Below are 21,539 nucleotides of genomic sequence, written 5' to 3' on the forward strand. Positions count from 1 at the left end.
CGCCGAGCATGGGCGCTTGAATAATGGGGTGAGTAATACCTGTCAATTCGGTAAAACGTGAGTCTGGCCAGCGGGGCATAAAAAATCTCATGACAGTTAAACGTGTAAAGAACCTGTAGCCGCAGCCTGCGGCAGCGGCTACGGGGGATGACCCGCAGGCTTTAGCCCTGTTTGGCCAGAGCCGCGATCAACGCAGGGTCGAAATTATAAATATCCGGCGAGTAGACCACTTTTCCGTCTTTATCAGCATGCGCTGTCCAATAGGTCATCAGGATCGGCATGGGGTTGGACAATCTGAACTCGCTGGTGCGGCCCGTGCTGAGCAACTCCTCGGTGCGCACTTTCTCGGACGGGGTCACCAGCCAGTCACGCAGTTCAAACACTGATTCAACGCGTACACAGCCCGAGCTAAATGCCCTGGGGCCTTTGCTGAATAGCGCCTGGCTGGGCGTGTCATGCAGGTACACCGCGAACGGGTTCGGGAAGCGGATAGCGATACGCCCTAACGGGTTGCGTGGCCCGGCCCCTTGTCGCAAGAGTATGTTGCCGGGGCGATCCCAATCAACACTGCCAGGGGAAATCGGCCGCCCGCTGCTGTCGATCACTTGCAGGTCATGACGACTCAGGAATGAAGGATCGCGGCGAATTTGCGGCAGTTTGTCTTTCTTGAAGATGGTCGGTGGAATGGTCCAGGTCGGGTTTAGGGTCAACCGGTTGACGGTGGATTTCAACAGCGGTGTCTGCCGGTCGGGGCGCCCCACCTGAGTGCGGGTCTGCCACACCGGTTGACCATTCTTGTACACCGCCAGTTGAGCCGCCGCGACATTGACCAGCAGGCTGGTGGGCTCGAAATCGCGAGCCATCCAGCGCAGTCGTTCCAGATTGATCCGCAATTGGTCGCGCCGTGTGGCCGGACTGACGTTAAGTTCCTTTATCGTGCCCGCCCCGATCACGCCATCCGCCTGCAACGAGTGGTCCAGCTGAAAACTTTTAACCGCCGAGACCAGATCATTGCTGTAGGTGTTGTTGACGGATGCCTGACGGCTCAAATAGCCCTCGTCGGCCAGTCGCCGGGCCAGTGCCGGAACCCGAGGATCCTGCATCCCGGGACGCAATAAGGGGCCATCGGGGATTGGCTGCCACTGCGTCAAAGGTTGCTGACGCACGCGGGCGTAGACCTTACGCAGGTTCTGATATTGCTCGAAGGCAGGCCTGGCCCGCTCGAACGCTGCACTCACGTCCTGCACGCCGGGTACGGCCAGGGCCAATAGTTCGGCTTGAGGGTCGGGCTCTACCACAGAATCGGAATGCCAGACCGGCTCGTACCGGCTTTGGGCCAGCCGCCCGAAGTGCAGGTCATGCAACGCTTTAAGATATTGCCGGCTGGTGTCGATATCGGCACACAGATCATGACCCGCAGGGAGCGGATAGTGAGCAGGGTTTAGGCCATCGTCGGCCAATTGCGCCAACGCCGCCTTCAAGGCGGCGACGCGACCGGGGTCCGTCCACACCATCTGATCATTCTGTGCCTGATAAAAAGCCTGCAACAGCGCCTGTTGTTGCGTGTCCACACCCGTGGCCAGTGCAGGGCAAGACTGCGGCAATTGGAGCAATGCCATCTGCACGGGGTTGAGCGGCTGAACAGCCATGTCGTCAGCCGACGCGACCAATGGCGCTACGAGCAAGGCAATGCTCAAGTAAACTGCGTGTTTTTTGATCAACTGCTTTACTCCAATCCATGGCCGTTGCGTTGAAATTAACCGTATCACCGTCACGGCTGACCCCGAAGGCTAGCAGCTAAATTGTGTCTGTCTGTCTTAAACATAGCAGCCATCGGGTGACGGAGTTTCAGTAACCTTTAAACAGTGGAATATCGTTATCTATGCCGATTACTTTGCGACGACTCTTTCTGGTCGCCGCGACGCTGGGAGCTCTGTGCAACCCTGCGTTCGCCGCCAATATTTCTAAACAAGGGCTCTACAACAGCCTTGCCCAAGCCGCCCCGGAACTCAACCCCCTCGTACTGCAAAGCGCTCTGAGTGCCATGCAATGCGCGGTCAACAACGGGGCCAGCCCTGCCGAAAACCTGGCCGTGATTGATTATTCACAACCTTCTACCGCCCGCCGCCTGTGGATCTTCGATCTGCAAAAAAAGACCCTGGTGCTGCGTGATTTGGTGGCCCACGGACAAAAGTCCGGTGAAAACTTCGCCACTCAATTTTCCAATAACGAGGGCAGCCATCAATCCAGCCTGGGTCTGTTTCGTACTCAGGAAAGCTATCAGGGTGCCAACGGCTACTCATTGCGCATGGACGGGCTGGAACCGGGTTTCAACGACAGCGCCCGTGATCGTGCCATCGTGATCCATCCGGCCAGTTACGTGAATCCGCTGTGGAGCCAGACCCAAGGCCGCATCGGTCGCAGTCAGGGCTGCCCTGCTGTACGCCCGCAGATTGCCCGTACCGTGGTAGACAAACTCAAGGACGGGCAGTTCATGTTTGCCTGGTATCCGGATCAAAAATGGCTGCAGTCCTCGGCGTACCTCAACTGCAAACCTCGTTTGGTGGCCAGTATCGTCTCGTCGAAAAAAGGCTGACAGCGACCGCTCTGTTAACGACCCCTTTTAGCTAAAAACGACACGCTGCCCGGTCTTTCATTGACTGATCGGGCCAAGCGCTATTTATTACTATTAATCCGCATTAATACGATAAATAGAACATATGCTAAGTCGCCCGCTGCGCCGCAAACGCCAGAAGCTTTCCGATGTGATTGTCGAATCGGTCAAACGCTCGATTGTGACCGACGCCCTCAAGCCCGGTGATCGCCTGCCCACTGAGCGTGAGCTGATGGAAAGCTTTCAGTGCTCCAAAGGGTCGGCCCGCGAAGCCCTCAAGGCACTGGAAGTTGAAGGGCTGGTCAGCACCCGCACAGGTCCCAGCGGCGGCGCCTATTTGAATCAGGCCGGCACCGAACCCGCCAGCCGCGCCTTGCGCAATTATTTGCATTTCCAGCATCTGGATGGCGAGCAGGTCTATCAACTGCGCAAAGTCATTGAGGTCGAACTGGCCGTGTCCGTTATTGGCCGACTCAGTGCCCAGGACTTCGCGGCCTTGCAAACCAATGTCGATTTTTGCAGCACCCCCGAAGACAGCGAGGCGGGCCAGCGCGAACAACGTCTGGCGGAGCTTGAGTTTCACACCCTGTTGGCCCGCGCCTGCCCCAACCCGTTACTGAGTTTTATGGCGCAATTCCTCAACGATTTGCTGCGCGATCTGGTGGTGCTGAAAAAAGCCTATAAACCCAAGCGCCAGCAATTCGACGCGGCCAACCTCGACTATCACAAGCAACTATTGATTGCCTTGCGCGCTGAAGACGAACCGCGCGTGCGCACGTTGATGCACGAGCACATGTGCGATGCCGAACACCATATGACAGCACTTGAAGGTCAAGTCAGCCCACACTTTCTACTGGAGTTCGATCACAGCTAAAGCCTTACCCTGTTAGCCAACACCACTAAAAAAGGCCTGCTCACAGGCCCTGTTCTGCGGTTTGTCATTGCTACTCCTGCCAATAATTAAATCAGGGAGTCATTCCATGCAGCGTCGTACGTTGTTGAAAGCGGGTCTGGCGGCTGCCGGTGCTCTTGGCCTCGCGCCGGGCATCCGTCAGGCCTTCGCCAGCGAACCCTTTACCTTTTATGGCCTCAAGTCGATGTCCGGGCCTTTCGCCAGTTATGGCAAGTTTGCTGACATGGGCTCACGTCTGGCTGTTGAGCAATACCCGCAACTGCTCGGCAGACCGCTCCATTACAAGGTCATCGACACGGAAGGCAATGCCGGCAAGGCGGTGCGCAAAGTGCAAGAAGCCATCGCACAGGACGGGGCAAGATTCTTTCAGGGCTGCACACTGTCTTCATCAGCGCTGGCCGTGGCCAAGGAAGTGAACAAGGCTGGCGGGGTCTTCATGACGCCCGTGGGGGCCGATGAAGTCACCGGCAAGGATTGCAACAGCGCGACCTTTCGCTGGTCGGTGCCAACCTACGGCGCCATTCGTGAAACCCTGGTGCCCCTGATCAAGACCCTGCCCGATGCCAAACGCTGGTACACCATCACCCCGCAGTACGTGTTCGGCGAAGCGTTGCTGGACGGTACCCGCCAAGTGCTTGAAGAGCACGGCCTGGAGCACATCGGCAACAGCTATCACTCGCTTCAGGAACAAGAGTTTTCCGGATACCTGACCAATGCCATCGTCGCCAAACCCGATGTGCTGGTACTGCTCAACTTTGGCAGCCAATCAAACAATGCGCTGCGTCAGGCGGTGAATTTCGGCATCAAGGAGCGGATGAAAGTGCTACTGGTCTGGTCTGCCGGTCTGGATCAATTTCAAGAATTGGGCAGCGACATTCTCGAAGGGGTGTACCTCGGAGCGCAATACTGGCATCAGGTCGATACCCCGCTCAATCGCGAACTGGTCAAAGCCACTCAAGCCAAATACGGCATCAACCCCACCTACCCTTTGGCGGCTGATTACATCAGCACCAAGGTCATGCTCGACACCATTGCAGCGACCGGCAGCTTCGACGGCCCGACCGTCGCCAAAGCCATGCAGGGCCTGAACTACCAAGGCCCCACCGGCTCGGAGTCGATCCGCGCCGGTGACCATCAGGTGATCAAGGATTACTACCTGCTGGTGGGCAAACCCGCCAACCAGATGAAGGACGCAGACGATCTGGCCTCGGTGATCAGTTCCGGGCGCTCTTTTTCGCCAGTCGAAAGCACGGGCTGCGTACTGGGCTAAACCACGGTTTTCAAGCACCTTTCAACGGGCAGTCGATGACGCATGATCGTCTGCCGAGGGTATCTGCATGCTCGAACTTTACCTGTTTCAGATTCTCAACGGCCTGGGCCTGGGGATGATCTACTTCTTGATCGCGGTGGGACTGACGATCATTTTTGGCCTGCTCAACTTCGTTAACTTTGCCCACGGGGCGTTTTTTCTGCTGGGCGCCTATATCTGCTACACGGTGGTCAGCCTGACCGGCAATTTCTGGCTGTCACTGCTGTTGACACCCTTGCTGGTAGCGGCGCTGGCATGGCTGATCGAACGCCTGCTGATCCAGCGCATTTATCACTTGCCGCACATGTTCCAGATTCTGGTGACGCTGGGTATTGCCCTGATCATTCAGGAAGCCAGCGTGATGATCTGGGGCCCGGTGGGTAAAAGCGTGGCCGTGCCACAGCTGCTGCGTGGCGTGCTGGTGATAGGCGACTTCGTGTACCCCTACTATCGCTTGTTCCTGATCGCCTTCTCGGCGCTGATCGGTTTCGCCTTGTGGCTGCTGCTGGAGCGCACACGCTTCGGTGCGTTGGTGCGCGCGGGCAGCGAAAGCACCGAAACCGTCTCCCTGCTGGGCACCAATATTTTTCGCCTGTTTTCCATGACCTTCGCGCTTGGCGCGGGTCTCGCGGGGATTGCCGGTGTGCTGTTCGCGCCGTTACGCGGTGCGCAGCCCTTCGTTGGCCCGGAAATCCTCGGTGTGGCCTTTGTGGTCGTGGTCATCGGCGGCATGGGTTCGTTCAGTGGTGCGCTGGTCGGCGGTTTGCTGGTGGGCGTGGTGCAAAGCCTGATGACAACTATCTGGCCTCAGGGCGCCAGCTTGATGATCTACGGCGCAATGGCCGTGGTGATTCTGCTGCGCCCTTATGGCCTGTTCGGGAGAGCCTGACATGAATGAGAAAAACCCCCTGCCCTTCGCCAAAACCCAGTCGCGCTCCATGCTGCTGTTGGTGGTTGCGGTCTTGATCGGCCTGCCGCTGGTGCTGCCCTCAGCCACTCTGGCCACTGAAATCCTGATCTTCGCCATGGCTGCACTGGCCTGTAACCTGCTGCTGGGCTACACCGGCTTGCTGTCTTTCGGCCAAGGCATTTTCTTTGGTGCCGGCTCTTACTGCGCGGCCCTGCTGATGATTCACCTGCATCTGGGCCTGTTCAGTGCCTTGCTCGGTGCCGCGTTGGTGGGCGCCTTTCTGGCGTTTCTGGTGGGCGCGCTGGCCATCCGCCGAACCGGCATTTACTTCGTGATGCTGACGTTGGCCTTCAGCCAGATGGCTTATTTCCTGACCTATACCCTTAGCGACTGGACCGGCGGCGACAACGGCCTGCTGGACGTGCCCCGCCCCGAAATTCGCATCGGCGATGCCCTACTGTTGTCCCTCAGTGACGCACGCTATTTCTACGGCTTTGTCGCCGTGTTGTTCTTGCTGATTTTTATCGGCGCCCGCCGAGTGATTGCTTCGCCTTTCGGCAGCACCTTGATGGCCATCCGCGAAAACGAAACCCGCGCCGCCGCCATCGGCTACGACACCCGGCACTTCAAGATTCTGGTGTTTATGTTGTCCGGCGCCGTCACCGGAGTGGCCGGAGCGCTCTACGCCATGCTGTTGCATTTTGTCCCACTGTCCAACATCGACCTGGCCATGTCAGAGAACATTCTGATCATGACCATTGTCGGCGGCACCGGGTCGTTGTTCGGCTCTTTGCTGGGTGCGGGCACCATTGTATTGCTCGGGGATTTCCTGTCTGACTTGTGGCCACGCTGGCTCATGCTGCTGGGGGTCATTTTGATTCTGGTGGTGGTGTTTATGCGCGGCGGTTTGTGGGGCGGATTGTCGAGCCTGTTTGAACGGATCAAGGGCACGCGCAAACGCCAACAGCCCCTTCAGGAGGAAAAGCCATGAGCACGCCACAGCCCCTGCTGCAAACCGAAAATCTGCAACTGGCCTACGGCGCTTTCAATGCGGTCAACGGCGTCAACCTGAGGGTCGAGCAAGGCACCATTCACACCGTGATAGGCCCTAACGGCGCGGGCAAGACCAGTCTGTTCCACTGTTTAACCGGAGAGCGTCAGGCCACCGGCGGTGCCATTGTGTTTGATGGCAAGAACATCATTAAAAAGCCCTCCCACGGCCGCGTTGCGCTGGGCATGGCCCGCTCATTCCAGCTCACCAGCCTGTTCCAGAATCTCAGCGTGCGCGAGAACTTGCGTCTGGCGGCCCAAGGCCGGGATGGACTGGGCGCCCTTAATTTCTGGCGGCATGTGGACAGCCGTCGCCAGCACCACGACATGGCCGATCAGGTGCTCGAACGCCTGCAACTGACTCCACGCGCCAACACCCTGGCCGGTGAACTGTCTCACGGCCAACAGCGGGTGCTCGAAGTGGGCATGTCGATCTGCTCCAAACTCAAGCTGTTGATGCTCGACGAGCCGACCTCGGGCATGGGCATCGACGACATTCCGATCATGACCCAACTGATCAGCGACCTGGGACGCGACCACACGGTGCTGCTGATTGAACACAACATGAGCATTGTCATGTCCATCAGCCAGCGCATCACCGTGATGAGCCAAGGCCAGATTCTGGTCGAAGGCACGCCTGAATTTGTCCGCGCCGATGAACGTGTACGCACTGCCTATCTGGGAGAAGCCGCCTGATGCTGACTGTCGACTCTATCCATTCCTACTACGACAAGAGCCACGTCCTTGAAGGCGTGTCGTTACAGGTCAATCCTGGTGAACTGGTGACATTGCTCGGGCGCAACGGTGCGGGCAAGACCACCACATTGCGCAGCATTCTGGGGATTATCTGCCCGCGCCAAGGCGAGGTGCGCTTCAACGGTCAAGACATGGTCGGGCGCAAGGTCTTTGAAATTGCCCGTGAGGGGCTGGCCTTGGTGCCGGAGCATCGCGGCATTTTCCGCTTGCTCAGCGTTGAGGAAAACCTGCGCATCGCCCAGCGCAAAAGCAGCCGCTGGCAACTGGAGGATGTCTACGCGATGTTCCCGCGCCTCAAGGAGCGGCGCAAAAATGCGGGCCATGCGTTGTCCGGCGGAGAACAGCAAATGCTCGCCATCGCCCGGGCACTGGTCAACGACCCTAAGCTGTTGATCCTCGATGAACCTACCGAGGGGCTGGCGCCGGTGATTGTCGATGAGCTGGTGAAGATTTTGCGCACGATCAAGGAAGACGGCCTGCCCGTGCTGTTGGTGGAGCAGAACCTGAAGGTCTGCGACGCGCTTGCCGACCGCCATTACGTACTCGAACAAGGCCGTGTGGTGTACGAAGGCAGCGCTGCCGAGTTTCGTGCCGACCCGACCATCAAAAACCGTTATCTGGCCCTGAGCGCCTGAAGGAGAAAAGTCATCATGAACAGTCCTATCGCCTTGTCCGATATTTTCAACAGCAACGCGCCGCTGATTAACCGTGAGCGTTTGTGGCAGTCATTGATGGATCTCGCACAACTCGGCGCCACGGCCAAGGGCGGGGTTTGCCGTCTGGCCCTCACTGACCTTGACCGCCAGGCCCGGGATTTGTTTGTGCGCTGGTGTGAAGACGCCGGTTGCACCGTCAGTGTTGACGCCATCGGCAATATCTTCGCGCGCCGCGCCGGGCGTCAACCCGACCTGGCGCCAGTCATGACCGGCAGCCATATCGACACCCAGCCCACGGGCGGAAAGTTCGACGGTTGTTACGGGGTCATGGCCGGGCTGGAAGTGATCCGTACTCTCAATGATTTGAATCTCGTCACCGAGGCGCCCATCGAGGTCGTGGTGTGGACTAACGAAGAAGGTTCGCGTTTCCCGCCCTGCATGATGGGTTCCGGGGTGTTCGCCGGCAAATTTGACCTTCAAGACACCCTCGACAAACAGGATGAACAAGGCGTTTCGGTCGGCGCTGAGTTACAGCGTATTGGCTACGCCGGCAGCCGTGCGGTGCTGGGTCATCCCGTGGGCGCTTATTTTGAAGCCCATATCGAGCAAGGCCCGGTGCTGGAAGATCAGGCCATCACCATTGGCGTGGTGATGGGTTGCCTGGGGCAAAAATGGTTTGACCTGACCTTGACTGGCGTCGAGGCCCACGCCGGGCCGACCCCGATGCACCTGCGCAAGGATGCACTGGTCGGCGCCGCGCACGTCGTCAGCGCGGTCAACCGTATTGCCCTGCACCATCAACCTCACGCCTGCGGCACCGTGGGCTGCCTGACCCTGCACCCCGGCTCGCGCAATGTCATCCCCGGTCAGGTGCACATGACCATCGACTTGCGTCACCTGCATGAAGATCAGCTGCAAGCCATGGTCGATGAAGTGCGCAACGCCATTGAAGACGCCAGCACCGCCCACGGTTTGAGCTACACGTTGACGCCCACCGCCGACTTCCCGCCACTGGACTTCGACCCTGCGTGTGTCGATGCGGTGCGCAAAGGCGCGCAGCAGTTGGGGCTCAGCCATATGGAAATTGTCAGCGGTGCCGGACACGACGCAATATTCGTCGCCGAACTGGGCCCCGCTGGAATGATTTTCGTGCCGTGCGAAGGCGGTATCAGCCATAACGAAATTGAAAATGCGGCGCCGCAGGATCTGGCCGATGGCTGCGCCGTGCTGCTGCGAGCCATGGTCCATGCGGCTCAGGGAGAGCAAAAACAATGAGCCAGACGACTGAGATAGGCCAAATGAGCGCCGTTGAACTGCTGGGCCGCTACCGCGATAAAAGCCTTTCACCGGTGGACGTGACTGAAGATGCGCTGGCACGTATCGAGCGCTTCAATCCGCTGGTCAACGCCTACTGCCATATTGATGCCGACGGTGCACTGCGCGCTGCCCTCGCCTCGGAACAACGCTGGCTTAAAGGCGAACCCTGCGGCGCTCTGGATGGTGTTCCGGCTTCCATCAAAGACCTGACGCTGACCCAGGGCATGCCCACGCGTAAAGGCTCGCGCACCACCTCGGCACAAGGCCCGTGGGACGTAGATGCCCCGTTCACGGCCTTCATGCGCCAAGCCGGAGCCGTGTTGCTGGGTAAAACCACCACACCGGAATTTGGCTGGAAAGGCGTCACGGACAACCCGCTGTATGGCATCACCCGCAACCCGTGGGACACCCGTATGACAGCAGGCGGCTCGTCTGGCGGTGCGGCGGCCGCTGCTTCCCTCAATCTGGGGGTCTTGCATCAGGGCAGCGATGCTGGAGGCTCGATCCGCATTCCCTGTGCCTTCACAGGCACTTTCGGGATCAAACCGACCTTTGGCTATGTGCCGCAATGGCCTTCCAGCTCCATGACCATCCTCTCGCATTTAGGGCCGATGACCCGCACTGTCGAGGATGCCGTGTTGATGCTGCAAACCGTCGCCCGACCGGATGCCCGCGATGGCCTGATCGGCGCACCGCGAACCACGCCGTGGTTACCCGCAGAGCAAAGCCTCAAGGGACTGCGCATTGCTTACAGTACTGACTTGGGCCACATCAAAGTCGATCCGCAGGTGGCTGCCGTCATCGCCCGTGCGGTGGCGCGCCTGAGTGAACTGGGCGCAGAGGTCGAGCACATTGATCCGGGTTTCAGTGACCCGCTGGAGACGTTCAATACGTTATGGTTTGCCGGAGCGGCGCGTCTGGCCGGGCAACTGGACAGTGCCCAACGCGACCTGCTCGATCCCGGCTTGCAACGCATTGCCGCACTGGGTGAACGCATTAGCCTCAAGGACTACAGCACCGCCCTTGAGGCCCGCGCCGCACTCGTGGCGCAGATGAGCGACTTCCATCAACGCTACGACATTCTAGTGACGCCGATGTTGCCCATCACCGCGTTTGCGGCCGGGCATAACGTGCCACCCGATTCAGACTACGGCGAATGGATGCACTGGACGCCCTTCAGCTACCCCTTCAACCTGACTCAACAACCTGCCGCGTCTGTGCCCTGTGGTCTGGCCGAAAACGGTTTGCCGGTCGGCTTGCAAGTGGTCGGCGCACGATTTGCCGATGACACAGTGCTCAGGGTCTGTCGGGCCTATGAGAAACATTTCCCGAGTCGCCATCCGCACGCGCCTTTTAGCCGGTAAATTTGTGCAGAGGCATCGTCCAAGTCCAACAGTGCTTAATGGAATGCGCCATTAAGCACTTCATAGATGATGCCGGTGGCCAAAGACACCAGAATCAAATCAGTCCCGGCCTGACGCCACTCATAGCCTTCATAGTGAGGCAATTGTTTAGCGAGCCGACCGTCGAGTTTTTTGCCGATACCCGGTGGCAGCGGCTTACCGCGCGCAAGGTTCTTTTGCACACCCGGCGGCAATGCGGGGCCGGGGCTCCAGTAATCACGATGCTGACCCACGATGCCCATCGCATGCTGGCGGTTAACGCTTGGCCCTTTGTTGTGTGACTTCTCTTCTGGACGCTTGCCTTGCGACGGCTGATCGCTTGACTTGCCTTGATGCCTATCTTGAGGTTTTGGCCCCTGCTGACCTTGCGTGTTCCGCTTGTCAGGACCATTCCCGGGCCCATTGCCGTTTCCAGGATCAGCCAGTGCGGTCACTGAACCGCAGGCGAGCGCAAGGCAGGTTAACGCTGTCATCAACGAACGTGAATTCAACATATCGATATTCTCAAAAGGAAATTCCCTACCTGTTGTAGACCCCAAATGTGCATTTGGTTCAACGGCTTATGAGGGGTGGGGGCTGTAAATTTCGTAGGCTGATCCATTAATATCGCCTTACGCACAGCTTTTCTGACGCCGCTGCACCTAGAAAAATTGAATACTTGGATAAGTCATTTACATAAAACCAATAAAAGGGCACGGCTACCCCGTGTTTGAACATTCGGCATTCATCGGGCAAAATTACGTGAGGAGCACAAGCCACAGCAGACAACGTATTTGCCGGGTGTAATTAAACCTATAAGGACGGGGTAGATTTTAAGGTATGTCTAAAGTCAAGGATCTGAGACTGCTGGATATAGACGGCGTTTTTTGTATAAGTTTGAAGCCACGTACTGATCGCCGCGAGTTGCTGATGCGGGAGTTTGAAGGTAGCGGGTTAAACATTGAATTTCTGATCGTAGAGCGTGATTCTGAGAATCCAGAGCGCGGTTGCTTCGACTCTCATGTTAAATGTGCCACTTTGGCGCTGGAAAGAAATTACCGGCGCGTGTTGATTTTAGAAGATGACGCCACATTGGTTTCATTCGCCCCCAAGCAAGTATCACAAATAAATAACTTTCTGAATCATTGTGATCCGGAACTGTTCTATTTAGGGGCAAATCTGGGAAAAGTATGGCTCACCTGGCACCGGGGCGTCGCAAGGGTGCGTGCCAAAGGCACCCATGCTTATATTCTGTCTAAACAAGGCTGTGAACATCTTCTGCGTCATTCACCTTATTCAGGCACCGCCATCGATAAAGTCTATTCGAAGCACTTCAAAGCCTATATGGCATTCCCTATGCTGAGCCAACAACAACCTGAAGAACTCGCCCCCAGCGACGTTCTGACGGCCCGGTCGACGGATGGAACCTGCCCTGATGCCCTGTACTGGCAGGATAACTGGCGCAAACAGTACGTGCAGATATTCAAAAATATCGCCAAGACAATCCTGCATCGAGACCTTTGATCAGGTTTAGTAATTTGATCAAACAGCTTGCCTGGCAGTGGTCTCGACAGCTTCGAGGATCAGGGTAAAAGGTTGCTGTAGCCCTGAGGGCTGGCTACACACGCCAGGGGCAGCCGGCAATCACCTCTAAGCCATCACCCTGCCAGAGCCAGGCCCTCAGGACTTTCATAACCAGAGTTTGAACCAGCTAACCGACAGTCTTTTTCCGGTTAGACTCATGGATTGTTGTCCGAAAAAGATTTATTCAACAATCCTTCGACAATACTGTCTGGATTTCCTAGCACCTGCTTTGTGAAGGCTTCCTCATCCGCAGAACGTGTCGCAAGAAGTCCCCACGACTTCTTGCCATTCGCACTGAAAACAACGCTTAACTGATTGTTAGCACAGTCATGTGGCTTGCACATATGGCCCACAAGAAAGCTTTTTCCGCCTGCCGAAACCTTCTCAACGGGCGTTGCAGTCCCCTGAGCTTTATTCACCCAATCTGGAAAGCTCAGCATCTGTGCATAGGCGTTTTTGTACGGGTCTTTGCTGATGATTTCCGGCAAATATTGTTCGGCAGACGCTGCAGATGCTATTAAAAATAAAGAGACTCCGGTCATAACCGCCAGGTGATTTACTCTCATTTTGACTCCGTACCAAAATTTAATGATTGAATACTGAACCGCCTGTACAGGGTAGATCAGAATCAGGCATCTACTGAGTTCCTTTCCCCGCAGCACCCTATGATCACGAAGAGCGGAGCTTGCCAACACTACCAGGGCACCTTTCACCTATTGGAGTTGCCCGGCTATGTCATTACGGGCGCCAGCGAAAGGTTCGCTGCGCCATTGGATCTGTCTCATATCCTCACGCAGGTCGAACTGATCAGGTCAATCGAATGTAGACATGGCTTTAGGGCTTCTCGCACATCTCACGCTTCCTTTGCCTCTGCGGCTGCCGGTGACGCTAGGGGCTCGCCATGCTTTTTTTCATTAAACTGCGCTGCCTTAGCGGCAGTCACCGGTACTGTGCGGATCATTGGCAGGTGCAGAGAGTGGAGGCTTCATTGGTAAGAAGCAGTCGCCTTCGTTAAAGATAGTAACGCGATCGAGATGCGCGAGATTTCGGCGAAGCACGGGCTTAAGTTCGCCTATTAGTGGATCTGATGATTCGGAAAAGAGTTTAAATCAAGCGCCGCTAAGGTTGAACGGCCAACCGAGAAGCCGGCATTTTTGATAACTCTCCAGTGCCACTCGCCCCCCCCCAATTACGCGCGATCACTCTATGAGTTCTTTACGCGCGAGGCCGCGGTATTTGCTTTTTTTAGCCGTTCGATACGCTTTTTTTTGCCGTAATCGTCACGCGCTTGTGCAGCACCCCCCACTGCTTGAATCCAGTCACTGGTTGTGCAACCTGAAAGGCTGACCGTCGACATAAGGACGCCGGCAAGTAACATATTAAGTTTCATGATGACTCCCCCACCGGCTCAGATACCGATAACAACAGTATCTGTGTGGCGAACTCCATATCACTCACTTCCAGGGCGGATTTAGATGCCCGTAGAGCATTGATTGACGCCTCCAGATAAGGGCCTCGGATGTCACCATCGCTTGCAACAAAACTGCTCGCATCTTCAAGGACGGACACGTTCAGTTTGTTGTCCCTGGAAGTGAGATAGGTTGTTCCACCGGACGTACTGGATATGAAGGTTTCAAGCCAAAAATCATTCAGGGCCATGGCCGAACTGGAAAATGTTGCCACTGCGGAAATCGCCATGACCTTAACCCACGCATTGCTCATGCAGACGCTCATTATTTAATTACCCTACATCGCTAATCTTCTGTCACGCGTGCTAATTGCCTGCGAGCGTGATGCAGTTTATCACGGCATTCTTTGACTCTGCCGGGCGTGCCCTCTTCCAAGGCTTTTTCAAGTTGCTCACTTCTATAAATGACCTCAGCCGCAGCGCTTGCTATTTTATTTTGACGACGCCCAACCGGTTCATCCTGACAGTACCGCTGTACATTGCGAAGTGCTGTTTCAAGTGCCGATTGCTTATAGGGATTACCATTTTGTTTGGCCTGATCCAATTGATACAGTATTTCATCCCGCCGCTCAGCACAGGTACTGTCATTATGACCCGCAGAGTAACCACTCATTAAGAGGCACCCCAACCCGATACTTAATGTCAATTGACTGATTACTTTCTTACGCATCTTTAGGCCTCAGCATGAAAATATGAATTAAATACGCACATCTAATCGAACGCTCTTAGAGGGCTGAACATCACCTTCAACATTACCCAGGTAGTCATCAATCGCCTTACGTTGATAAGCGCGAGAAAACTGTGGGCTGCAACCGCCCCACGCATCTAATGAATCTTGGGAGCATGAATAAACAACCTCGCTGTTAAAAGAGTGTGCATTTTGGCTATGACGGGCGCGGAGTTTAACAATACGAAGCGCTTCCATCACGATGGGTTGACACCTGTGCCTGGACACCGGAAAGTTATCGAGCAACCAATCGACTGGTACATACACGTGGCCGAAACAGACAAGCGCAGGCGTTAACTTACGCAGTGTTAATACGACCACTTCTTGCTCTTCCCCGCCGAAGGTTGCAGCCACGAATAAAATGCCTTGTTTATTCACGGCCACTGAACGCTCCCAGACCGTGCACCCGCCAAAATCTCCACCTTTAATATACAGCCAGTTCAATTTTACCCCCTGAGCAGCACGCTATTCAGAACTGGCATTAAATTCACTCATCACCAGTTGCAAGCAACCATCATAAAAGGCCGTTTTCAATAAGTCCTTAAGAGCACATTACTCAGTCTTAATCATTCTTACTGGCTTCCCACATACCCTCCACGCACGGGTGAGCAAGCGCTGCAACCACCTGAACGCGGCCTGAAATACTAGCTCTGGGCTAATGAGCTCATCATGATATTGGCAATCAGCCTCATCACCCTTGCTCGCCTCAGACTCTCTAAGGCGAACGGCATACCGGTATCATAAGCTGTTGGCGCTAAGCCCATCTGCCCGGCTGAGCAGCATGAAGATTAAGCCTTAGACTGCCGATTATTAGACCCCCATTTCATAAATAATCAACTGATGTTGTGAAAGCTTGGGGACACCTATCTTATTAAATTCTAAAGTCTTCAACTGTTCTACATTTTCTAACAACCTGGTACAGGTAGAAATATTATTTTCAATAGCCTTGCACGCCTTTAAATTCTGCCCTATCTCAATCCATTTCCCCCTACCCCAGGCATAGACTGTGTGTTTCACTTCACTCCCGTGCCGGCCATCTTCATATTTTATTTCTGAACGAAACAAACTTATAGGCAAGTCACTATTATGTGAGAACTGACTTAAATCAACCGTAGAAGCCGTTAGAAAAACTTCTATCTCGGATAGCTTTGCAACAAGCATGACCACTAAGCAACGCTGACCGACAACGTATGTCGTTTAATCGACTACTCTATCGGACCAAGAAAATAACACTTTCATATAACGCCCACTGACTCTATGCCTGGATTAAGCGCGACACCCAGCCTAATGAGCTGAGTGCCCAAGAGGACAATCAGAGTGGCGGGCTTCGCCGACCAGAGGAGTAATGGCGCGAGCTTGGAGAGTGGCGAAAAAACCCGGAGCGATTCAATTCGGCAGCCCTCCCCCCCGCATGAGCTACACCTTGGGTATTACTCTGTGCATAGGTAGGTGCAAGGTGGCGACGCATGGCCGAGGATTGCCACAATGCGATTGCCAGATGACTCCTCAGCTACCCAATACCCAAAGACAGTCCTATGTCATCTAGAAAAACAGTGTTGAGCTATGTGGTAAAAGCGTTCGATATCCAGCCTGATTACCCTAGGCGTAAATTCCCAAAGTACGCCGTCCTAAGGCACGGGGGATCTGAGAAGTGGTTTGGAATAGTGATGAACGTACCCAAGGAAAAGTTAGGTCTTGCAGGCGAGGAAGAGGTTGATATTTTGGATGTGAAATGCCATCCGGACAAGGTGGGTTCACTTCGTCAAATGGTGGGTATTGTTCCGGGTTACCACATGAACAAAGAGCACTGGATCAGTGTGGTATTGGACGGCTCGGTAGTAATCGAACACATACACGAACTGATTCAAGACAGTTACGCGTTAACCAAGTAGCGGTTCGATGCGAACACCAAAGGGGATCGAATCATTTAAGCAAGTACGCTTGAAAGTTGACTCTTGATTTATAGGCAACTTCTGGTACGCGAAGCCAGCACGCCACTCACACAAGCCTGAGAAATGAAACGTAAAAACTAGTGGTGTCACCGTTGGATCTTGGCGACCCTACAATCATTATCAACACAAAGGGCCCCGCGGGACCCTTTGTCTAAGGGGAGGTATAGCATCTATTCAGTTTCAGACTTAGTTGGCGCGAAACTGCATAGATACACACTCACGCCGAGAGATAATCGTCCACAGATTTAACCGTGCCGTACCCAAATTCAAACGCGGCCATCATCGCTGCATGCACATGAGCCGCTGGCACGTTAACGCCATTGAATGTGAGATCCAGGGTGGCGCAAGCATCATGCAACACTGTCACCGGGTACCCCATGTCCGCTGCAGCACGTACGACGGCGTCGATACACATGTGACTCATCGCACCTATTACCACGATAGCCTGAACATCGAATGCATCCAGCTGCTTCTTGAGGTCAGTGTCTCTAAAGGCGTTAATGTGCTTTTTAACAATCACAGGTTCTTCATCCTCAGGGCCTACCGCTGGCTGAATTTGCGCGCCTTCAGATCCCTTTACGAAGATGGGGGCATCAGCATTATCTGATTCGTGCCGTATGTGAAAAACGGGAATACCTGTATTTCGCGCATGGTCCACGACACGTCGAGCATTCGCCACAGCCGCCTCAATACCGCTCAAAGGCAATTTACCAGTGGGCAGGTATTCGTTTTGCAGATCAACTACTACAAGACCTTGTTTCATGAGCGATCTCCGATCAAATCAAAGAGATGTTGCCTGAAGGTTGAGATTGCTGGTGGGTAAGAAACCTGCCCGCTACCACGACCCAATATGGTTTAAATCAGTATTCCAGCGAAGCGCCGTCTTCGGGTATATCAACGCGATTTTCGATACCTTGTTTCTTGACGTAAGTGCGCAACTCATCACGGCTCAGGGACATGTGGTTAACCGCGTCCATGTGCACCGCGACAATTTTAGAGTCTTTGGCGGTCTGTGCGGCACGCAGGACGTCCTCCTCACCCATAATGATCGCACCCTCGAACCCCGTCATTTTTGCTTTCCCGGCGTTGAGCACGATGACTTCAGGGTGATACTTCTCAATAGCCTGGTCGACTTCTTTGCGCCAGATAGTGTCACCAGCGAGATAGAGGGTCTTGTAGCCTGGCGCTTGAAACACCACACCCATGGCTTCGCCCAGCGGCTTTGCGAGGGCTGGTACGGCATACATTTCATCGGTGCCATGCTGACCACCGGTTTTGGTGATTTTGACGCCGCCGAATTCAGCTTCATCAGTCAGTACACGTACATTCTTGAAACCCTGAGAACGAATTAACTGCGCATCGTCTTCGTGCTGAGTGAACAGCGGGATGTCTTTAGGCAGCGCTTTTTGTGCCGCATCATCCCAGTGGTCAAGGTGTGTATGCGTGACGATGACTGCGTCGACACCCGAAACAACCCTGTCAGGGGATTCGGGTAGATCGACCAGCGGATTGCGAAGGTTGCTTCGGTAGGTATTTTCAAACCCGGGGTAAGCCCCTTTTTTAGCCAGCATTGGATCGATCAAGAACGTAGTGTCACCGTAAGTGATTTTTACCGTGGCATTGCGAACCTGCTGAAGATCCAGTTTGTGGGAGGCGTCAGATGCCTGGGGGGCATGAGTGTCCGCGAACGCCGCTGTAGCGACTGCAACGCAGACAATGCCAAAGGCGAGAGGAAGCGCTGTAGATTTCATGGAATTAATCCTGTTGGTACATCGAGGAGACCATTCTGGGCCAGTACCTTGGCGCCCAACAGTGGCCTGAATGACATGTTTCGATATAATCGGGCCAACTAATCTGTATTGCCATTGAGGGTCAACGGTAGGTAGTGCATTACTTGCTGAGAAAAAATTCCGCGTGAGCGGCCCTCCCATTCCTGCGTGAGACAAGCAGTGGGCCACTACAGGATCAATCTGAGGCCGCCTGATGAAAGCCATACGTGTTGCAGTTCTAGCATTCAACGGCGTGAGCCTTTTTCACCTTTCTGTTCCTGGCGTTGTATTGGGAACCGCTCAAAGCGTGCCGGGTGAACCTGAATACGAGGTCAATTTCTGCGCAGAGGTGCCGGGCATGCTGAGCAGTGACCAAGGCATTGGGCTGTCTGTAGTCCACGGCCTGGAACTGATGGAGGCAAGTGACGTCATTGTCATTCCCGCGTGGGGTGATCCGTCGGTCGCTGCATCTGCACCGCTGGTGAAGGCGCTGCAGCTCGCGCATTCCAAAGACAAGTTGATCGTCGGGTTATGCCTAGGGGCATTTGTGCTCGGCGATGCCGGGCTGCTGGACGGGAAAGAGGCGACGACTCACTGGGTAGCCCGCGACGAATTTGCGCGGAGGTTTCCAATGGTCAGTTTTCGGCCTGAAGTGCTCTATATCAGTGATGGCAACATCATGACCTCCGCTGGAACCGTGGCAGCAATTGATTGTTGCCTGCATCTGGTGCGCCAGCGTCTAGGAGCTGATGTAGCCAATCGGACCGCCAAACTGCTGGTGACACCACCTCACAGGCAGGGGGGCCAGGCTCAATACGTGGAACATCCTGTACTGCAGCTCTCCAGCGAAACTCATTTGTCAGATGTATTGGCGTGGGCTCGAATGAATGTGGCCAGCCATCTGTCGCTCGATGTCTTGGCAGACATGGCAAAAATGAGCAGGCGCACCTTTACTCGTCGATTTAAGGCGGCCACCGGCACTACCGTATCTAAATGGTTAAACACGGAGCGCGTAGTCAGAGCGCAGGAACTACTCGAAACAACCGAGTTATCGATTGAATGCATCGCGGATGAGGTAGGGTTTGGGACGTCCCTTTCTTTAAGACAACATTTCGCTGCTCATCTGGGTACATCGCCATCTGACTATCGAAAAATGTTTTGCCTTGGAATGAATCCAAAGAACGAGCGAAAGAGTGACAGCATCTGAAATGTTGGCGGTATGTCACGCGAAGATGCCCGAATCATCATCTATTCAATCGTAGGCTCAGATCGGGTACAGCATAGGCGATTGTCATCACATGCCCTCAGATGTATCTGCGCGGCACCATCAAGACAAATCGCCATTCGTCGAGCCTTATAGACGACTGGTCTAATTCTAGTTAGACTCCCCGCCATGAAGAAACCAGCTAATGACATACGTGAGCACATCCTTGATGTAGCCCGGGCTCTGATGACCCACAAAGGCTATACCGCTGTTGGTCTCAACGAAGTGTTGAGTACGGCAGGCGTGCCCAAAGGTTCGTTCTATTACTATTTCAAGTCCAAGGAAGAATTTGGCCAAGCCCTGCTTGATGAGTATTTTGACGAGTATCTGTCACGTATAAGGCCGATTCTCAAACAACAGGCTAGTGGCGCTGAATGTCTCCTGAAGTACTTTGAGTACTGGAGCGAAACCCAGCACGACGACTCTGTCGACAACAAATGCCTGGTCGTTAAACTCGGTGCTGAAGTCTGCGATCTTTCCGAAGTTATGCGTCAGGTCTTGGAGAAAGGCACCGTCCGGATCATAAATTTGCTCACCGATACCATCGAGCGCGGAGTCGAAGATGGCAGCATCTTCACTCGCGATAGCGTTTCGCTGGCCGAGTCCATGTACCAGCTTTGGCTGGGCGCATCATTGATGGCAAAAGTGAACCGTTCTGCTCGGCCATTTTTATCGGCGTTAACCATGACTAAAAGCCTGCTCGGTTGAGCGGCTTTTTTTACCCTTTAACTAGACGACTGGTCTACTAAAATGAGCTTACATATGACTGACAACACTACCCGCACCGATTTGTTCGGACCTACTCATTTTGGAGCGATCAAACTCGCCAACCGAATCGTTATGGCACCCGTTACACGTAGCCGCTACGCCGAGGATGGTATCCCCAACGAGCTGCACGCTACCTATTATGCCCAGCGTGCGTCAGCTGGGCTGATCATCGCCGAAGCGACCAACATCTCTGCCCAAGGCCGTGGCTATGCAGCTACTCCGGGTATCTGGAATAAGGAGCAGACTGCAGGCTGGAAGACCGTCACCGATGCTGTACATGCCGAAGGCGGTAAAATTGTGTTGCAGTTGTGGCACGTCGGCCGTTTCTCCAGTGTCGAGCTACAACCCAACGGCCAGGCGCCGGTTGCCCCCTCCGCAATCAAGGCGGAAGGCAATACTTACACCACTGAGGGCTTCGTTCCGGTCTCCACCCCACGCGCCCTGGATACTGACGAAATTCCCGGCATCATCGAGCAATACCGTGTAGCTGCACGCAATGCCAAACACGCCGGTTTCGACGGTGTGGAAGTCCATTCAGCCAATAGCTACCTGCTCGACCAGTTCCTGCGTGACTCCACTAACCAGCGCACCGACCAGTACGGTGGTTCGATCGAGAACCGGGCGCGCCTGACCCTTGAGGTCACTCGGGCGGTGATCGAAATCTGGGGCAGCGACCGTGTGGGTATTCGCCTGTCGCCCGTAACACCCGACGCAGGCAACACACCTCCAGACAGCAACGTCATGGGTCTTTTCGGGTACCTGGTGCCTGAGCTAAACAAGCTTGATCTGGCCTATATGCACTTCGTCGAGGGTGCTACAGCGACCAGTCGCGAAGTTCCAGAAGGCATCGATATGGACGCCCTGAGCGGCCTATTCAAGGGGCCTTACCTCGGTAACAACAACTACGACCTTGAAATGGCAATCGAGCGTCGTGCTCAGAACAAAATCGACGCCGTGGCCTTTGGCCGCCTGTTCATCTCCAATCCAGATCTGGTAGAGCGTCTGCGTCGCGGTGCAGCGCTGACGATCGCTCCAAGAGAGAGCTATTACGGCGGCGGTGCCAAGGGATACATCGACTGGCCGAATGGCGACTACTGAGA

General features: G+C 54.9%; 24 protein-coding genes. 14 read left to right on the plus strand and 10 right to left on the minus strand.

Translation table 11 applies throughout. From position 1 onward, the window contains the following. Window positions 1-161: 161 nt before the first annotated feature. Window positions 162-1,721, minus strand: coding sequence for a L,D-transpeptidase family protein (locus tag ACI7MX_RS18195; protein WP_314482383.1), 1,560 nt, complete (start codon window positions 1,719-1,721; stop codon window positions 162-164). Between the two features lie 161 nt (window positions 1,722-1,882). Between ACI7MX_RS18195 and ACI7MX_RS18200 the strand changes: the two genes are divergently transcribed. The 9 genes from ACI7MX_RS18200 (at window position 1,883) to ACI7MX_RS18240 (ending at window position 10,889) form a co-directional block, all read left to right on the plus strand. Beyond that, complete coding sequence (locus tag ACI7MX_RS18200) at window positions 1,883-2,596, plus strand: murein L,D-transpeptidase catalytic domain family protein (protein ID WP_314482385.1); 714 nt, start codon at window positions 1,883-1,885, stop codon at window positions 2,594-2,596. Between the two features lie 124 nt (window positions 2,597-2,720). Beyond that, window positions 2,721-3,488, plus strand: coding sequence for a FadR/GntR family transcriptional regulator (locus tag ACI7MX_RS18205; RefSeq protein WP_405585856.1), 768 nt, complete (start codon window positions 2,721-2,723; stop codon window positions 3,486-3,488). 106 nt (window positions 3,489-3,594) lie between these two features. Next, window positions 3,595-4,797 (plus strand): ABC transporter substrate-binding protein, encoded by a 1,203-nt coding sequence (locus ACI7MX_RS18210; protein ID WP_314482390.1) that lies wholly within the window; start codon window positions 3,595-3,597, stop codon window positions 4,795-4,797. A 67-nt stretch (window positions 4,798-4,864) separates the two neighbouring features. Next, on the plus strand, window positions 4,865-5,725 hold the full coding sequence (locus ACI7MX_RS18215) for a branched-chain amino acid ABC transporter permease (protein WP_405585860.1): 861 nt from the start codon (window positions 4,865-4,867) through the stop codon (window positions 5,723-5,725). Window position 5,726: 1 nt separating this feature from the next. Beyond that, window positions 5,727-6,737, plus strand: a complete 1,011-nt coding sequence (locus ACI7MX_RS18220; RefSeq protein WP_405585863.1) for a branched-chain amino acid ABC transporter permease — start codon at window positions 5,727-5,729, stop codon at window positions 6,735-6,737. Beyond that, entirely contained in the window at window positions 6,734-7,492 is a 759-nt protein-coding gene (locus ACI7MX_RS18225; protein ID WP_405585866.1) for an ABC transporter ATP-binding protein, read from the plus strand. The genes ACI7MX_RS18220 and ACI7MX_RS18225 overlap by 4 nt, the downstream gene beginning before the upstream one ends. Further along, window positions 7,492-8,187, plus strand: a complete 696-nt coding sequence (locus ACI7MX_RS18230; protein ID WP_405585869.1) for an ABC transporter ATP-binding protein — start codon at window positions 7,492-7,494, stop codon at window positions 8,185-8,187. Before ACI7MX_RS18225 ends, ACI7MX_RS18230 begins: the two co-directional genes overlap by 1 nt. A gap of 15 nt (window positions 8,188-8,202) precedes the next feature. After that, window positions 8,203-9,483, plus strand: coding sequence for a Zn-dependent hydrolase (locus tag ACI7MX_RS18235; RefSeq protein ID WP_405585872.1), 1,281 nt, complete (start codon window positions 8,203-8,205; stop codon window positions 9,481-9,483). Next, entirely contained in the window at window positions 9,480-10,889 is a 1,410-nt protein-coding gene (locus ACI7MX_RS18240) for an amidase (RefSeq protein WP_405585875.1), read from the plus strand. The genes ACI7MX_RS18235 and ACI7MX_RS18240 overlap by 4 nt, the downstream gene beginning before the upstream one ends. A 35-nt stretch (window positions 10,890-10,924) precedes the next feature. Here ACI7MX_RS18240 and ACI7MX_RS18245 read toward each other — a convergent pair whose 3' ends face one another. Then, window positions 10,925-11,422: an anti-virulence regulator CigR family protein gene (locus ACI7MX_RS18245; RefSeq protein ID WP_405585878.1), complete on the minus strand. Its 498-nt coding sequence runs from the start codon at window positions 11,420-11,422 to the stop codon at window positions 10,925-10,927. A 325-nt stretch (window positions 11,423-11,747) separates the two neighbouring features. Here ACI7MX_RS18245 and ACI7MX_RS18250 point away from each other — a divergent pair, with 325 nt between their 5' ends. Next, window positions 11,748-12,431, plus strand: coding sequence for a glycosyltransferase family 25 protein (locus tag ACI7MX_RS18250; RefSeq protein WP_405585881.1), 684 nt, complete (start codon window positions 11,748-11,750; stop codon window positions 12,429-12,431). 215 nt (window positions 12,432-12,646) lie between these two features. Here ACI7MX_RS18250 and ACI7MX_RS18255 read toward each other — a convergent pair whose 3' ends face one another. The 6 genes from ACI7MX_RS18255 to ACI7MX_RS18280 form a co-directional block, all read right to left on the minus strand. Then, window positions 12,647-13,057, minus strand: a complete 411-nt coding sequence (locus tag ACI7MX_RS18255) for an Ivy family c-type lysozyme inhibitor (RefSeq protein WP_405585884.1) — start codon at window positions 13,055-13,057, stop codon at window positions 12,647-12,649. Between the two features lie 638 nt (window positions 13,058-13,695). Then, on the minus strand, window positions 13,696-13,881 hold the full coding sequence (locus ACI7MX_RS18260; protein WP_405585887.1) for a hypothetical protein: 186 nt from the start codon (window positions 13,879-13,881) through the stop codon (window positions 13,696-13,698). Then, window positions 13,878-14,213 carry a DUF2388 domain-containing protein gene (locus tag ACI7MX_RS18265; RefSeq protein ID WP_314482420.1) on the minus strand — a complete coding sequence of 112 codons (336 nt, stop codon included), beginning with the start codon at window positions 14,211-14,213 and terminating at the stop codon, window positions 13,878-13,880. Before ACI7MX_RS18265 ends, ACI7MX_RS18260 begins: the two co-directional genes overlap by 4 nt. Window positions 14,214-14,245: 32 nt before the next feature. Further along, window positions 14,246-14,629 (minus strand): DUF1090 domain-containing protein, encoded by a 384-nt coding sequence (locus ACI7MX_RS18270; RefSeq protein ID WP_405585891.1) that lies wholly within the window; start codon window positions 14,627-14,629, stop codon window positions 14,246-14,248. Between the two features lie 27 nt (window positions 14,630-14,656). After that, window positions 14,657-15,130, minus strand: a complete 474-nt coding sequence (locus ACI7MX_RS18275; protein WP_314482425.1) for a hypothetical protein — start codon at window positions 15,128-15,130, stop codon at window positions 14,657-14,659. A gap of 366 nt (window positions 15,131-15,496) precedes the next feature. After that, window positions 15,497-15,847, minus strand: coding sequence for a hypothetical protein (locus tag ACI7MX_RS18280; RefSeq protein ID WP_405585894.1), 351 nt, complete (start codon window positions 15,845-15,847; stop codon window positions 15,497-15,499). Window positions 15,848-16,221: 374 nt separating this feature from the next. Between ACI7MX_RS18280 and ACI7MX_RS18285 the strand changes: the two genes are divergently transcribed. After that, entirely contained in the window at window positions 16,222-16,578 is a 357-nt protein-coding gene (locus ACI7MX_RS18285) for an MmcQ/YjbR family DNA-binding protein (RefSeq protein WP_405585897.1), read from the plus strand. Window positions 16,579-16,855: 277 nt separating this feature from the next. Here the strand turns inward: ACI7MX_RS18285 and ACI7MX_RS18290 are convergent, their stop codons facing one another. Together ACI7MX_RS18290 and ACI7MX_RS18295 are read right to left on the minus strand one after the other, a co-directional pair. Next, complete coding sequence (locus tag ACI7MX_RS18290) at window positions 16,856-17,401, minus strand: cysteine hydrolase family protein (RefSeq protein WP_314482430.1); 546 nt, start codon at window positions 17,399-17,401, stop codon at window positions 16,856-16,858. 97 nt (window positions 17,402-17,498) lie between these two features. Then, a complete protein-coding gene (locus ACI7MX_RS18295) occupies window positions 17,499-18,389 on the minus strand; it encodes an MBL fold metallo-hydrolase (protein WP_314482433.1) in 891 nt (296 codons plus the stop codon). Window positions 18,390-18,621: 232 nt separating this feature from the next. Between ACI7MX_RS18295 and ACI7MX_RS18300 the strand changes: the two genes are divergently transcribed. The 3 genes from ACI7MX_RS18300 (at window position 18,622) to ACI7MX_RS18310 (ending at window position 21,537) form a co-directional block, all read left to right on the plus strand. Beyond that, on the plus strand, window positions 18,622-19,614 hold the full coding sequence (locus tag ACI7MX_RS18300) for a GlxA family transcriptional regulator (RefSeq protein WP_405585902.1): 993 nt from the start codon (window positions 18,622-18,624) through the stop codon (window positions 19,612-19,614). A gap of 186 nt (window positions 19,615-19,800) precedes the next feature. Then, complete coding sequence (locus ACI7MX_RS18305; protein WP_405585905.1) at window positions 19,801-20,379, plus strand: TetR/AcrR family transcriptional regulator; 579 nt, start codon at window positions 19,801-19,803, stop codon at window positions 20,377-20,379. Between the two features lie 54 nt (window positions 20,380-20,433). Next, a complete protein-coding gene (locus tag ACI7MX_RS18310; RefSeq protein WP_405585908.1) occupies window positions 20,434-21,537 on the plus strand; it encodes an alkene reductase in 1,104 nt (367 codons plus the stop codon). The last annotated feature ends 2 nt before the right edge of the window (window positions 21,538-21,539 follow it).

The organism is Pseudomonas sp. 2024-210 (assembly GCF_045062345.1).
GTDB lineage: Bacteria > Pseudomonadota > Gammaproteobacteria > Pseudomonadales > Pseudomonadaceae > Aquipseudomonas.